Origin of the sequence: Micromonospora sp. CPCC 205739 (assembly GCF_036906795.1) — a bacterium.
Taxonomy (GTDB): Bacteria; Actinomycetota; Actinomycetes; order Mycobacteriales; family Micromonosporaceae; genus Micromonospora.
Genome location: NZ_JBAKHS010000001.1, coordinates 341,293 through 354,155 on the forward strand (window position 1 = coordinate 341,293; position 12,863 = coordinate 354,155).

Annotated in this window: 16 protein-coding genes and 1 pseudogene; 10 read left to right on the forward strand and 7 right to left on the reverse strand. The window is 71.3% G+C overall.

Annotated elements, in window-relative coordinates; translation table 11 throughout:
- Positions 1–39: 39 nt before the first annotated feature.
- From V6U88_RS01600 to V6U88_RS01620, 5 genes are all read left to right on the forward strand, one after another.
- Positions 40–402: a PH domain-containing protein gene (locus V6U88_RS01600; RefSeq protein WP_334449238.1), complete on the forward strand. Its 363-nt coding sequence runs from the start codon at positions 40–42 to the stop codon at positions 400–402.
- 163 nt (positions 403–565) lie between these two features.
- Positions 566–1,237: a hypothetical protein gene (locus tag V6U88_RS01605; protein WP_334449240.1), complete on the forward strand. Its 672-nt coding sequence runs from the start codon at positions 566–568 to the stop codon at positions 1,235–1,237.
- Between the two features lie 219 nt (positions 1,238–1,456).
- Entirely contained in the window at positions 1,457–1,981 is a 525-nt protein-coding gene (locus tag V6U88_RS01610) for a hypothetical protein (RefSeq protein WP_334449241.1), read from the forward strand.
- Positions 1,982–2,025: 44 nt separating this feature from the next.
- Positions 2,026–2,745 carry a class I SAM-dependent methyltransferase gene (locus tag V6U88_RS01615; RefSeq protein WP_334449243.1) on the forward strand — a complete coding sequence of 240 codons (720 nt, stop codon included), beginning with the start codon at positions 2,026–2,028 and terminating at the stop codon, positions 2,743–2,745.
- Positions 2,742–3,266: an SMI1/KNR4 family protein gene (locus V6U88_RS01620; RefSeq protein WP_334449244.1), complete on the forward strand. Its 525-nt coding sequence runs from the start codon at positions 2,742–2,744 to the stop codon at positions 3,264–3,266. The genes V6U88_RS01615 and V6U88_RS01620 overlap by 4 nt, the downstream gene beginning before the upstream one ends.
- Positions 3,267–3,344: 78 nt before the next feature.
- On the opposite strand, the gene V6U88_RS01625 is transcribed toward V6U88_RS01620, so the two are convergent.
- Positions 3,345–3,470: a hypothetical protein gene (locus V6U88_RS01625; protein WP_334449245.1), complete on the reverse strand. Its 126-nt coding sequence runs from the start codon at positions 3,468–3,470 to the stop codon at positions 3,345–3,347.
- A gap of 277 nt (positions 3,471–3,747) precedes the next feature.
- Between V6U88_RS01625 and V6U88_RS01630 the strand changes: the two genes are divergently transcribed.
- Positions 3,748–4,341, forward strand: a complete 594-nt coding sequence (locus V6U88_RS01630) for a hypothetical protein (RefSeq protein ID WP_334449246.1) — start codon at positions 3,748–3,750, stop codon at positions 4,339–4,341.
- A 277-nt stretch (positions 4,342–4,618) separates the two neighbouring features.
- On the opposite strand, the gene V6U88_RS01635 is transcribed toward V6U88_RS01630, so the two are convergent.
- Both V6U88_RS01635 and V6U88_RS01640 read right to left on the reverse strand, forming a co-directional pair.
- Complete coding sequence (locus V6U88_RS01635) at positions 4,619–5,125, reverse strand: hypothetical protein (RefSeq protein ID WP_334449247.1); 507 nt, start codon at positions 5,123–5,125, stop codon at positions 4,619–4,621.
- Positions 5,126–5,467: 342 nt separating this feature from the next.
- Positions 5,468–6,844, reverse strand: coding sequence for a CoA transferase (locus tag V6U88_RS01640; RefSeq protein WP_334449248.1), 1,377 nt, complete (start codon positions 6,842–6,844; stop codon positions 5,468–5,470).
- A gap of 246 nt (positions 6,845–7,090) precedes the next feature.
- Here V6U88_RS01640 and V6U88_RS01645 point away from each other — a divergent pair, with 246 nt between their 5' ends.
- Positions 7,091–7,705, forward strand: a complete 615-nt coding sequence (locus V6U88_RS01645; RefSeq protein ID WP_334449249.1) for a tyrosine-type recombinase/integrase — start codon at positions 7,091–7,093, stop codon at positions 7,703–7,705.
- Between the two features lie 20 nt (positions 7,706–7,725).
- Here V6U88_RS01645 and ychF read toward each other — a convergent pair whose 3' ends face one another.
- The 3 genes from ychF to V6U88_RS01660 form a co-directional block, all read right to left on the reverse strand.
- Positions 7,726–8,811 carry a redox-regulated ATPase YchF gene (gene ychF, locus V6U88_RS01650; RefSeq protein ID WP_334449251.1) on the reverse strand — a complete coding sequence of 362 codons (1,086 nt, stop codon included), beginning with the start codon at positions 8,809–8,811 and terminating at the stop codon, positions 7,726–7,728.
- Positions 8,812–8,974: 163 nt separating this feature from the next.
- On the reverse strand, positions 8,975–9,709 hold the full coding sequence (locus tag V6U88_RS01655) for a peptidase E (protein WP_334449252.1): 735 nt from the start codon (positions 9,707–9,709) through the stop codon (positions 8,975–8,977).
- Positions 9,710–9,779: 70 nt separating this feature from the next.
- The gene (locus V6U88_RS01660) at positions 9,780–10,277 is read right to left on the reverse strand and encodes a MarR family winged helix-turn-helix transcriptional regulator (RefSeq protein WP_334449254.1); all 498 of its coding nucleotides are present in this window, start codon (positions 10,275–10,277) and stop codon (positions 9,780–9,782) included.
- Positions 10,278–10,371: 94 nt separating this feature from the next.
- Between V6U88_RS01660 and V6U88_RS01665 the strand changes: the two are divergent.
- A pseudogene (locus tag V6U88_RS01665) lies at positions 10,372–11,190 on the forward strand (EamA family transporter); the annotation flags it as partial.
- A 44-nt stretch (positions 11,191–11,234) separates the two neighbouring features.
- Here the strand turns inward: V6U88_RS01665 and V6U88_RS01670 are convergent.
- Positions 11,235–11,684 (reverse strand): hypothetical protein, encoded by a 450-nt coding sequence (locus tag V6U88_RS01670; protein WP_334449255.1) that lies wholly within the window; start codon positions 11,682–11,684, stop codon positions 11,235–11,237.
- A gap of 174 nt (positions 11,685–11,858) precedes the next feature.
- On the opposite strand from V6U88_RS01670, the gene V6U88_RS01675 reads away from it, so the two are divergent.
- Together V6U88_RS01675 and V6U88_RS01680 are read left to right on the forward strand one after the other, a co-directional pair.
- On the forward strand, positions 11,859–12,368 hold the full coding sequence (locus V6U88_RS01675) for a SigE family RNA polymerase sigma factor (protein ID WP_334449257.1): 510 nt from the start codon (positions 11,859–11,861) through the stop codon (positions 12,366–12,368).
- Positions 12,365–12,838 carry a hypothetical protein gene (locus V6U88_RS01680; protein ID WP_334449260.1) on the forward strand — a complete coding sequence of 158 codons (474 nt, stop codon included), beginning with the start codon at positions 12,365–12,367 and terminating at the stop codon, positions 12,836–12,838. Before V6U88_RS01675 ends, V6U88_RS01680 begins: the two co-directional genes overlap by 4 nt.
- Positions 12,839–12,863: the final 25 nt, after the last annotated feature.

The following is a 12,863-nucleotide window of genomic DNA, read 5'->3' on the forward strand; positions in this document are numbered from 1 at the left end:
CGACCGGGCCGCTGGCGTCCGCTTCCTACCGTGGGACCCATGGCCAATGCGACGTACGACCGCAAGGAGCAGTTCCAGCAGATCCAGAGTGGACTGCTCGACGGAGAGCAGATCATCGCCGTCTACGACGCCGTCGGCACCGGCACCGGCTTCATCGGACTCACCGACCGGCGCGTGATCATCCAGGACCGGTCCTTCGTCGGCAAGCGGTACGCCATCACCAGCATCCCGTACTCGAAGATCACCAGCGTGAGCGTGGTGAGCAACAAGTCGTGGGGCGGGTCCTTCTTCTCCACCGGGGCGATCGCCATCCACGTCGGAACGCACACCTACGAGGTGGAGTTCCGGGGCGCGCAGAAGAGCCACCACGTGCACAACGTGATCCTGCACTACATCAGCTGATCCGGAGACTTCGCGCCAATATTTGCAGTCGTAAATATCGACGAGTCCGAGAATCCTGTGGACCTTGTCACAGATGCATCGACATACATCGCAATCCACATTCGACTAGCCTCCTACCAGATCGGACTGGCTATCACGGGGAGGCGCCTTGCGCAGGAAAGAAATGAAGAAGTCGTTGGCCACGGTGCGGGGAGTCGTAGCGGCTGCCACCATCGTCGGCGTCCTGACAACCGGCGCGACCGCCGTCCACGCGGCGCCGGAAGGCACCGACCAGCCGGCCACAGCGACCGTCACCTTCCTCTCACCCGAGCAGTACGAGCAGCAGTGGGGCGTGCCGGCCACGGTCCCGCCGAAGGTGTCCGAGCTGGCGGACGAGGCCAGGGTCACGGTCGCCACGAGCGACAGGCAGGCGTCCGGCGCCGCTCCTGGGATCGGGATGGATCCGGGCGGCGGCAAGCCGGCCGAGTGGTGGATCATCTTGAAGGAGTACCGGGACCGGTCCAAGCGGACCGTGCCGGTCCGACTGGGCAACGGCGCACTTGGATACAATCACTACGCCGTTCGGCACAATCTCCGGAGTTTCGCTCCCCTGGAAGCCGCCTTCAAGACGACCAAGCCGGACAAGATAAACGGCAACCGGATCGAGTACATCGCCTACGTGGTGAACACGGGCAGCGGCGCGATCCACAAAATTGTCCGGGTCATCACGCAGAACGCCAGCCACAGCAGCGATTACGCCTACGTGACTCCCGACGGCAAACCGGTCGGCGTGATCACCGCCTACTGCCAGGGCGAGAACAAGTGCCCTGACTGGGTCAACAAGGTCCCGTCGTAGCTCGGAACTGAATCGAGGAGTTGCCGGAGAATGGCGCACAGCCTGAGGGACGCCGTCCACCAGTTCATGCTGCGGAGCACGCTGCCGCTTCTGGTGACGGCGTCCCCAGGTCGTCCCACGGTCAGGGGCATCGTCCGCGCGGACGACGGGCACACGAGAATCGCGCTGTGGACCGGCGACGCCGGGCCCGGGGTCGCCGCCGAGTTCGCGCTGGAGAGGTTGGCCGACAACGGCGAGGTACTGCGCGCGGAGGCGGCAGTCGACCATGTCCGCACCGTCCTGACGGCCGACTTTGAGCGGCATCGCAGCGACCCGTCGCTCACCCGGGACAATCACCAGAACGCGATCGTGGCGGTATCGCCGGCGGAGATCGCCGCGCTGGCCGGTCGGGTCGGTCCCGAGCACGGCCTTGCCCGGCTGTTCGCCATGCTCGCCTACGGCGGTGATCCACCGTGGTTCGCCGAGGTCTTCACGTTCACCGGATTCATGCTCCAGGCCGGCCAGCGGTGCCGGGCGTACCTCAGGGCCGCCGAAGACGGCACGACCTACGGCACCGACTTTCCACTCAGGCACGCCAACGGCCACGCCATCCGGGGGATCGCCGCGAGCCTGCCTCAGGAACTCGAGTCCCTCATCCGGGTCGGTGACCTGGCGATCCAGCCGCGGATCGACGTACCCGACGACTACTGCGACGTGCTCGTCGACATGACCCAGTGGGTCGACCCGCCGTCGCCCGCGGGCTGAACCCGCCTCCTGGGCCACCGGCCCGCCCCTGGCAGGCTGGTGCCATGTCCCGCGCCGCAGACCACGACCGGGTACGGCGCAGCTACGACACGGTGGCCGAGACGTACCGGGAACGCATCGGCGTCGAACTGGCCGCCAAGCCACTGGACCGGGCGCTGCTCGCGGCGCTGGTCGAGGGGGTAGGCGACGGGCCGGTGGCCGATCTGGGCTGCGGGCCGGGGCATGTCGCTGCCTGGCTCGCGGAGCGCGGCCTCCCGACCGTCGGCGTCGACCTCTCCCCCGCGATGGTCGCCGCCGGCCGGTGCGCGTACCCCGGGGTGGAGTTCCGCGAGGGCGACCTGCTGAGCCTGCCGGCGGCGGACGGTGAGTTCGGCGCGGCGGTCGCGCTCTACTCGGTCATCCACTTGCGGCGCACGGAGCTGCGGCCGGCCTTCGTCGAGATGCGGCGGGTGCTGCGACCCGGCGGCGTGCTGCTGGTGGCCTTCCACGTCGGAGCCGAGGTCCGGCGCCTGACCGACTGGTGGGGCCACGAGGTCGACGTGGACTTCCACTTCTTCGAGGTGGAGACCGTCGCCGGGGCGCTGCGCGAGGCCGGCTTCATTGAGGAGGCGCGGCTGGAGCGGGCGCACCACCCGCAGGAGGCCGAGACGCAGCGCTGCTACCTGCTGGTCCGCCGCCCGGACCAGCAACCGAGGCAGGAGACCGAGTCGCAGGCGTCGAGCCGAGCGGACGTGTCGGGGGCCGCCGCTAGGGTGCGGCGGTGACCGGAGGACAACTCACGCTCCCCGCCGCGCTGCGGGAGGCCCACGACGGCGGCTTCGACTACGACGGCGGCGACGGCATCGATTTCGAGCCGTACGACGCCTTCCTCACCCTCGCCGAGACCGCCGAGTGGTGGCAGGCGTGGAGCGGCAACCCCTCGATGGACGGGGTCGAGTTCCGGATCTTCGGCCAGGACGGCACGGGCGGGCTGGCGGCCTGCTGGCTGGTCCGCCCCGGCGAGCCGATCGAACGGCAGCCGGTGGTGTTCCTCGGCTCCGAGGGTGAGATGTCCGTGGTCGCCCGCGATCTGGCGGCCTACCTCTGGCTGCTCGCGGGCGGCTTCGGCCCGCTGGAGGCGACGATGTGGCCGCGGCACGAGCACCGGCCCCGCCCGGACGTGCGCCGCGCCGCGATCGCCGAGCGGTACGCGCCGCAGGCGCGACAGACCGCGTCCGAGGTGATCGAGGCGGCGCAGGCCGAGTTCCCCGACTTCGAGCCGTTCATCGAGTCCCTCTGCCACTGACGCCCGCTGGTCGGTCCGCTACCTGATCCCGGGCTCGCCGCCGGCCGGGAGGCCATCAGCCCCCGGCCGGTCGCGCTCTCACTGAAAACGCCTGCCGGGCCGCTTGGCGCCGGTCGGCTTGTTGATCACGGCGTCCTTGCCCCGACGGCGCACCACGACCGCGTTCACCCTCCTGCGCAACCCCTTCAGGATTCTGTCCTTCATCGCAGGCATCCCTTCTCGCGTACGTCGGTTCAGCCGTGCGTCTCCGCACCGGACAATCGGTCCTTCGCGTTCCGCAGCCCGCGTACCCGATGGGACACCGGCCATTCGTCAGCGTCGGGGCAGGCCGCCTCGCCGACGCCGTCCCCGCTGCCGTCCTGACCGGGGAGGAACAGGCCGAAATCGGACGGTTGTCGCACAGTTCGTCACACCCATCAGGCAGGTTGGCTGCACTGACCACGGCCGGTGCGGCATCGGCCTCGCAAACCTGGAGGAAATCGTGGCGGTCACCGCCGATGATCTCGACGCAGCAATGTCCAGCGTTGTCGCCACCCTACGACCAGCGACGGGCCTGGACTGGTCCGCGCGGGCAGGCAGCCTGGAGTGGGACTGCTGGCACACCGCCGAGCACATCGGTGATTGCCTGATGTCGTTCGCGGGCCAGCTCGTGGCCCGGCCTGAGAAGCGGTACGTGCGCTTCATGGCGAACGCTGACAAGGACGCTTCCGCGGAAGAGGTACTGGAGTTCGCTGAGGCGGGTGGCCGTATTTTGGCAGCCACGGTACGCGCGTCCGGACCGGAGGTTCGGGCCTACCACCCCACCGGTCGAGCCGATCCGGAAGGCTTCGCCGCGATGGGGTGCGTGGAGACGTTGCTGCACGGCGACGACATCGCGCAGGGCCTCGGTCTCGCCGTCGATCCACCACGTGACGTCTGCACCCGGGTACTCGCTCGGCTGTTCCCCGAAGCGGCGCAGGAGCTGGCCCGGGTGGACCCGTGGGCGGCGCTGCGGTGGTCCACGGGCCGGATCGAGCTGCCCGGACGATCCCAGCTGAAGGAATGGCGCTGGCGCGGTGCTCCGCTGGTCGAATGACCCCATGAGGCGCGATGCCATCCCGTATGCCGCCGGCCCGCCCTTCCAGGAAGGGGCGCCACCCGGCCGTGACCTGCGACAACAGGCCGGGCCCAGACGTTGAAGCGGAACTTAGACGGGCGGTCGCGTGACCTGCGGCAGCCTGGCCGGCGCGCTGGTCACGGCCCGTCTTCGACTTACGTCATTCGCCAGTCCTTGCCGACGTTTCACGCTGTCTTGTGCCCCGTGTGTGCCCCGGCAGACTCCTTGACCCACGTCGGTTAGGGGTTCAGGTAGATCAGTAGCCCGTTTGGCCGCCAGCGGCGAGGCGTGCTGCCGCCTCGGCTGGTGTGTCGTCGTAGCCGGGCCGAGCCAGGAGTACCGATTGGAAGAAGTAACCCTGTTCCTCGTCCGGGTCGTCGTCTGCGGCGGACGGTCGCCACAGGGCGAGGTACAGCTCCCGCGCGGTGAAGCCGTCGTCGTCCTCGTTCGGTCTGAGGTCCACATGGCGACGTAGGCGCTCCACGACTTCTAGTGCTGGCAGCCCAAATAGGTCTACGTCCCGGTACCGCACGACGTCCCGTTCGGTCGGGCGCCACACCTCGATCCCGTTGACCCGATCCCTTGTCGGACCGACACCGAAGCCCAGGCTGAACCCAAGCCCGCTCGGCAGGTGCAGGGCAACCTCGCCGTAGGCGGTCGAACTCAGCGGACCGAGCGTCTCGAGCGCGGCACGGGCCTCGTCGATCGTCATCCCGAGCCGCAGCGGGCCGACCCCGTGCGGCGGATCCAGCACGAACTCCATCTGCTGATGATCGCAGCCCTCTCGTCGGCGCAGGAACTCGGCGTGAAGATCGTCTAGCCAGACGTGTCGCGCACGTTCCGAGACTGATCTGTCACGCAGGTCCTGAGACCCGACATCCGGCAGCCGGTCGGTGTCCTGTCACGGGACATGCTTGACGCTCGCGTCCCACCTGATGCCCGACATGATCCTCAAGAGGAGTCGCGGAGGCCTCACGGTCCGCGACAGGGGCGCGCATCGCGGCAATAGCGGATGGTGTGACGCCGTTTCTTCAGGTCCACTGTTCATGGTCGCCGCCGGACCTATGGCGTAGCTCGAGCCCCCTCGCAGGATGGCCGCAGGCGTTCAGCTCCAATCGGGCGGCGCTTGAGCGTAGGCGGGTGGTAGGTGGGGCCAGCTCAGCGGGCGGCCGTCGAGTTGACCTGGTGGGCTGATCGTGCTCCACCCGTTCCCGAGTGCTGTTCGGTAGGTGTCGGCTTGGCGCTTCGGGTCATCGCCCGCGCTCTGCCTGGCTGGCATGATGCCTTGGTCGAGCAGCCATCGTGCCGTCCTGGCGAGGGATACAGAGACGTGGGTGGCGTCGCCGGTGCGGGCGCGTCGACCCAGTGCGGCCAGTGCACCAGCAGCGATGAGGTAGCCGGTGGCGTGGTCGAGCAGCTGGCAGGGCAGCGCGCCGGGTTGGATGCCATCCGTGCTTGTAGCCCAGCCGATGCCGGTGGCGATTTGCACCAGGCTGTCGAAACCGCGCCGTGCGCCCCAGGTTCCGGCCGTGCCCCAAGCCGAAAGCGTGACGACGATGGTGCCGGGGTGCTGGTCCGCAACCTGGTCAGGGTCCAGACCGAGACGGCGCAGCGCTCCGGGCCGGTAGCCGGTCACGAGAACGTCGGCTTGGTCGAGAAGGCGATGCAGAGCTTGACGGCCGTCCGCCGTGCTGGCATCCAGGCTTGCGCTTGCCTTACCGACCACTCCATCGACGGCATGCAGCGCCAACTCCGGGCGATGCGGATCATCGACTCGTAGCACGTCGGCACCGAGCGCGCCCAGCATCCGGGTACCAACGGGGCCTGCGATGACTCGCGTCAGATCAAGCACCTTCAACCCCGACGCCGGAAGCTGGCCCGGCTCGGCCAGCGGCAGCGAGCCACTGCTGAGCGGCACCATGCTCACGAGCGGCGACGTCCCCGCCGTGCTGCCTTGGCTGTCTACTTGCCACTGGGCCTGCGTACGAGCCGCCACGGCCAGCCCTCCCGCGGCGTACACGACACGCTCGACCTCCAACGCCGGGCGCGCGGCAATGACGTCAGCCAACTGCGCCTGAACCTCGGCGTCTCGACCGTCGTTCACACCGAGGGACGCCAGCAGAGCCTTCCGATGCCACGGGTAGTTGGCATGGGTGCGCACCCAACCGTCCGCAGCCCGCCACAATCGGGACAGTGGAGCGAAGCCGTCGATCCCCCGCCCGTTTGCGTCGCGAAGCCAAACCTCGCTGCGCATCGCCGCCGCCACATGTTCCGTGTCGAGCGCGATGTCAGGCCGCCGACCGGTGCGCGCAGAAGCCAGATCAGCGGCAGCCGTGAGACTGGCGGCCACGGACACGATTGCGCATTCGGCGACTGCGAGCGGTGAAGCCAGCACCGCAGGCTGTGGATCTCCGGCCAGCCGGGGCCCGGCGAGGTCCCTCAGCCCCAGGTCTGCCAGTACGCCGTCCAACAGAGTCACCATGGAGACATCCTTTCCGACTCTTGCTGGCCCGGATTGACCCACTGAGGGTGCCGTTGCTCACCGCCGGGCGGGGTCGGAGGAACGCCCTCCAGAGTCGTCGGGAGCGTCGCGACGAACGTCCTCATCTCGGCTACTTGTTTCATTGACCTGCGACCGTGGCCCGGCCAGGCTTCGGTGCTGGATCGGCTCGTCGGCCGCTCCCCCGTGGTCCGGGTCAGCCTGCCGTCAGCCCATCGAGAGCGGATCGTGCCGCTCACCGTCGACCAGGTCCGCGCCCTGGCCGACGCGATGCCCGCCCGCAACCGCGCCATGGTGATCGTGCAAGCCGGCCTCGGGCTGCGCCTCGGCGAGCTGCTCGCGCTGCGCGTCCAGGAAGTCGACTACGCCACTCGGACGGTTCGGATCGAATGGCAGTTCGCGCCGCAATCCAAGGTGCGCATCGAACCGAAGACCCGCCGGTCCCGGACCGCCCCGCTTCCCCAGGTGGTGGCGACCGCCATCCGTGAGCACTCGGCACAGTTTCCGCCGACGACTGACGGCACCATCTTCACCACCCGCTTCGCCGGGCCGTACCGGCACGACTACTACGGCTCGCTGATCTTTTCATCAGCGGTCGAGCGGGCCGGACTGCCGAAGAGCACCACGAGTCACGATCTGCGGCATCACTACGCCTCGGTCCTGCTGATGCAGGGCGAGTCGGTCATCGTGGTCGCCGACCGGCTGGGGCACGAGAACGCGACCCTGGTCCTGTCGACCTACGGCCACCTGATGCCGGACCCCGAGGAACGCACCCGTCGCGCCGTCGATGACGCATGGGGCTGTGCCCCCGGTGTGCCCCAGAGCGCCGGCCCAACCGCCTGACCTGCGGGAACGGGCCGGGTTCAGACGTTGAAGCGGAACTCCACCACGTCGCCGTCCTGCATGACGTACTCCTTGCCCTCGATCCGGACCTTGCCGGCGGCCTTGGCCGCCGCCATCGATCCGGCCTCGACCAGGTCGGCGTAGGAGACGACCTCGGCCTTGATGAAGCCGCGCTGGAAGTCGCTGTGGATGACGCCCGCGGCCTCCGGCGCGGTCGCGCCGACCGGGACGGTCCAGGCGCGCGCCTCCTTGGGACCCGCCGTCAGGTACGTCTGGAGCCCGAGCGTGCGGAAGCCGACCCGGACGAGCTGGTCGAGGCCGGGCTCGTGCTGCCCGATCGACTCCAGCAGTTCGCGGGCCTCCTCCTCGGGCAGGTCCACCAGCTCGGACTCGATCTTCGCGTCCATGAAGACGGCCTCGGCGGGCGCGACCAGCGCACGCAGCTCGTCGAGGAACTCGGCGTTGGCCAGCTCGGCCTCGTCGACGTTGAAGACGTACAGGAAGGGCTTGGTGGTGAGCAGGTGCAGCTCGCGCAGGTGCTCCAGCTCGATCTTCGCGGCGGCGGCGCCGGCGTAGAGCGTGGTGCCACCGTCGAGCACGTCGACGGCGGCCTTGGCGGCGGCGACGGCGGCGGCGCGGTCCTTGCGGAGCTTGGCCTCCTTCTCCAACCGCGGCAGCGCCTTCTCCAGGGTCTGCAGGTCGGCGAGGATCAGCTCGGTGTTGATCGTCTCGATGTCGTCGGCCGGGGAGACCTTGCCGTCGACGTGCACCACGTTCGGGTCGGAGAACGCGCGCACCACCTGGCAGATCGCCGAGGCGTCGCGGATGTTGGCCAGGAAGGCGTTGCCCCGGCCCTGTCCCTTGGAGGCGCCGCGCACCAGGCCGGCGATGTCGACGAACGACACCGGCGCGGGCAGCACCTTCTGCGAGGAGAAGATCTCGGCGAGCTTGCCCAGCCGCTCGTCCGGCAGCCCGACCACGCCGACGTTGGGCTCGATCGTGGCGAACGGGTAGTTCGCGGCGAGCACGTCGTTCTTGGTGAGCGCGTTGAAGAGGGTGCTCTTGCCGACGTTGGGCAGGCCGACGATGCCGATGGTGAGACTCACGACGAGCCAGCTTACGCCGCCACCTGCCGGCACCCGGCAGGCAGGCCCGTCCGCCGGGGGAAAAGACGTCCCGGGGTACGCCTCGCGCCGATGACGAGCGGGCCGGGCGGGCCGCCGCCGGAGCGGTACGTGACGGCAGACGTCGAGGCGGACGGCCCGGCGCTCAGGCGGTGAGCAGCCGGGGTTCGATCCGGGTCTCCCGGGCGCCGCCCGCGCCGTCGGGGGTCAGCTCGTACGCGGCGACGCCCTCGCGGTCGGCGACCGCCTCGACCAGCCGGGTGCCCCGGTAGACCAGCCCCACCCCGTCGTCGGTGCAGTGGCTGACCGGGAGGGTGCCGTCGCCGACCAGCCGGTGCATCAGCGGCCGGCGCTGCTTCTCGCTGTCGTAGTGGACCCCGTTGCCGTACGGCAGCCAGCCCAGACCGTCGCTGAAGGCGCGCAGCGTGCGGCCGAAGCTGTCGGTGGCGCCGCCGACGTGCCAGCAGATCGAGCCGGCGGAGACACCGCCGAGCACCACCCCGGCCTCCCAGCACTCGCGCAGGATCTCCGGCAGGCCGTGCACCCGCCAGACGGCGCAGAGGTTGGCCACGCTGCCGCCGCCCACCCAGATGATGTCCTGGGCGAGCAGGTGGGCGCGGATGTCGTCGACCGTCGGCATCGGGAACAGCGCCAGGTGGGACGGGCGGAACCGGGTGCCGGCGAAGGCGCCGTAGAAGACGGTGAACGAGGTGGGCTGGTCGCCGACCGCCTGGTTGAGGTAGCAGATCCGCGGCTCGTCGGCCCCGGCCAGCTCGGCCATCAGGTCGAAGACCGGGCCGGGCTTCGCGTCCCAGGGCCCCCGGTCCCGGCTGCTGAAGCCCATGCTGGTCGCGACGATGGTGGGTTCGCTGGCGGGCACGGATGATCCTTCCGTCGGGGCTTGGTGACGCCCTCATCCTGCGTCATCGCCGGCCCGGCCTCGTACCCGGTCAGCCCGCCTCGGCGGCGGCGAGCAGGGCGCGCAGCAGGTCGCCCAGGCGGGTCTGGTCGGCCGGGGGCAGGGCGTCGAGGATCCTCCGCTGCACGGCCAGCCCCGCGTCGGCGGCCTCCTCGACCGCCCGGCGGCCGGCGTCGGTCAGGGTGACCCGCAGCCCGCGCCGGTCGGCGGGGTCGGGCCCGCGGCGGACCAGCCCCGCCCGCTCCAGCCGGTCGAGCCGGCCGGTCATCCCGCCGGAGGTGAGCATCAGCGCGGCGGTCAGCTCCTTCGGCGCCAGCGTGTACGGCTCGCCGCTGCGCCGCAGCGCGGCCAGCACGTCGAACTCGCCACGCCCGATGCCCCAGTCCGCGTAGACCTTCTCCTGCGCGTCGCCCACGATCCGGGCCAGCCGGTAGATCCGGCCGAAGACGGCCATCGGCTCGGGCCGCATCCCGGCGCGCTCGCGCCGCCACTGCTCGACGATGCGGTCGACGTCGTCCCGTTCGGTCACCCCCGGATTGTGCCCCACGTCGCCCTTCCCCTTTCCTCTCGCCGGTGATTAGCTTAGCGCTAAGCTACTTACCGCAAAGAGAATCGAGGGTCCGATGAGTCGTCGCACCGACATCGCGTTGACCGCCCTCGCGCCCACCGTCTGGGGCACCACCTACCTGGTCACCTCCGAACTGCTCCCGCCGGACCGGCCGCTCTGGTCCGGCACGCTGCGGGCGCTGCCCGCCGGGCTGCTGCTGCTCGCGCTGACCCGCCGCCGTCCGCACGGCTCCTGGTGGTGGCGGGCCGCCCTGCTCGGCGCGCTCAACATCGGCGCGTTCTTCCCGCTGCTCTTCCTCGCGGCGTACCGGCTGCCGGGCGGCACCGCCGCCGTGCTCGGCGCCGCGCAGCCGCTGCTCGTCGCCGGCCTCACCGCGCTGGTGCTGCGGGACCGGCCGCACCGCCTCGCCCTGCTGGCCGCCGTGACCGCCCCGCTCGGCGTCGCCCTGGTCGTGCTCCGGCCGGACGCCGGCACCGATCCGCTCGGGGTGGCCGCCGGGCTCGCCGGCACCGCCGCGATGGCCACCGGCCTGGTGCTCACCCGCCGCTGGGGCCGCCCGGCCGGGATCAGCACCCTCGCCGCGACGAGCTGGCAGCTCACCGCCGGCGGCCTGCTGGTCATGCCGGTCGCGGTCGCGGTCGAGGGCGCACCGCCGGCCCCGGACGGCCCGGCCCTGCTCGGGTACGCCTGGCTGGGGCTGGTCGGCACCGCGCTGGCGTACGTGCTGTGGTTCCGGGGCGCGGGCCGGTTGCCGTTGACCCAGGTCTCGGTGCTCGGCGCGCTGAGCCCGCTGACCGCCGCCGCGCTGGGCTGGATGGTGCTGGGCCAGGCGCTGACCCCGACCCAGCTCGCCGGCTTCGGCCTGGCGGTGGCGGCGATGGTGGTGGCGCAGCTGCCCGCCCGGCCGGGCGGGGAGGGTCAGCCGGCCAGGCGCCAGTCCGCGCCGAGCGCGTCGGCCTCCGGTAGCGCCCCGGCGGGCAGCTCGGCCGCCGCGGCCACCGGCAGGGTGAACCGGTGCGCGGCGGACGGGCCTGCCGCGTACGACTCGCCGAGCATCCAGCGCACCTCGTCGACCGTCCAGCCCAGCCCCCGCCGACCGGCGATCTCCCGGACCAGCCGCAGCCCCGGCCGGGTGTCGTCGTCGTAGAAGCGCATGCACCAGTGGTGCGCCCACATGCCCAGCGCCCGCACGCCGGCCGGATCCAGCGACGCGGCGAGCCGGCCGCACGCCGTCTCCCCGAACGGACGCCCCGGCTCGCCCACCCGGTCCCGCTCGATCGCCCCGTACGCCGCCGGCGCCACCGCCCGCATCCGGTCGTAGAAGCCCTGCACCACCGCGCGGTCGAGCCGTGCCCGCCCCGACCGCATCAGCGGGCACCTCGCCCGGCCACGCTCGCCATCGCCCCCGCACCCTTCTTGAGTTGGTGGCGGGACCGTACCGACCACTACCGACACTTTCTCGCGTCCGATTCCGTGCCCGGCAACGGATAGCTGGCCCGAGCTGCGGCGTCTGTATCGGTAGGAGCGAAGCGGGGAGGACGCGTGGACGAGGACGAACGGGCCCGGCTGGCCGAGTTCGTGGCCAGCCGCACTCCGGCGCTGATGCGGGTCGCGTACCTGCTCACCGGCGACCGGCACGCGGCGGAGGACCTGTTCCAGTCGGCGCTGGCGCGGACGATCCCGCGCTGGCGCACGCTGCGCAACGCCGACCCGGAGGGCTACCTGCGCACGGTCATGTACCGGGAGCAGGTGAGCTGGTGGCGGCGGCTGCGCCGGTACCGGGAGTCGCTGCTCACCGGCGCGCACGAGGTGCCCGCCGCCGACACCAGCGGCGGCACCGACCTGCGGCTGGCCATGCGGGCGGCGCTGCGGCACCTGCCACCGGCGCAGCGGACCGTGGTGGTCCTGCGCTACTACGAGGACCTCACCGAGACCCAGGTCGCCCAGGCGCTGGGCTGCTCGGTCGGCACCGTCCGCAGCCGTACCCATCGCGCGGTCTCCCGGCTGCGCGAACTCCTGCCGGACGTCGAACTCCTGGAGGTACGGCGATGACGTCCCCCCTCGAAGACCTGATCCGCACCACCCTGACCGACCTTGCCGAGGAGGCACCGACAGTGCAGGACCAGTTGCAACCGGCGGAACGACGGGCCCGGACCCGACGCCGCGCCACGGTGACCATGGGCGCGGTGGGCACGCTCGCCGCCGTCCTGATCGCCGCCCCGCTCGCCGTCGCCCAGACCAGCTCGGACACGCCGCGGCCGGCCGCCCCCACCGCCCCGCCGCCCCGCCCGGCCGAGCCGACCCCCCGCTCCGACGCGACACCGGCGCCGCGGCCACCGCTGCCCGCCCCGTCCACTCCCCCGGCGGCGACCCCCAGCCCCGTCGCGCCCGCGCCGGGCAGGCCGTCGCGCCCGGCACGGCCCGTCCCGGCCGCACCGACGGCGGTGCCCAGCCCGGTCGGCACCGACGTACCGCCCGGCAGGCCGATGCCGGTACCACCCGGCAGCCCGTCGCCGCGCTGACTGCGGGCGCCCGCCGCCCCGGGTC

Bases quoted from the DNA above. Each gene is read 5' to 3' on its own strand.
- V6U88_RS01600 (WP_334449238.1), top strand. From the start codon at position 40: ATGGCCAATGCGACGTACGACCGCAAGGAGCAGTTCCAGCAGATCCAG.
- V6U88_RS01605 (WP_334449240.1), top strand. From the start codon at position 566: ATGAAGAAGTCGTTGGCCACGGTGCGGGGAGTCGTAGCGGCTGCCACC.
- V6U88_RS01615 (WP_334449243.1), top strand. From the start codon at position 2,026: ATGTCCCGCGCCGCAGACCACGACCGGGTACGGCGCAGCTACGACACG.
- V6U88_RS01625 (WP_334449245.1), bottom strand. From the start codon at position 3,470: ATGAAGGACAGAATCCTGAAGGGGTTGCGCAGGAGGGTGAACGCGGTC.
- V6U88_RS01635 (WP_334449247.1), bottom strand. From the start codon at position 5,125: ATGGAGTTCGTGCTGGATCCGCCGCACGGGGTCGGCCCGCTGCGGCTC.
- V6U88_RS01640 (WP_334449248.1), bottom strand. From the start codon at position 6,844: ATGGTGACTCTGTTGGACGGCGTACTGGCAGACCTGGGGCTGAGGGAC.
- V6U88_RS01670 (WP_334449255.1), bottom strand. From the start codon at position 11,684: ATGCGGTCGGGGCGGGCACGGCTCGACCGCGCGGTGGTGCAGGGCTTC.
- V6U88_RS01680 (WP_334449260.1), top strand. From the start codon at position 12,365: ATGACGTCCCCCCTCGAAGACCTGATCCGCACCACCCTGACCGACCTT.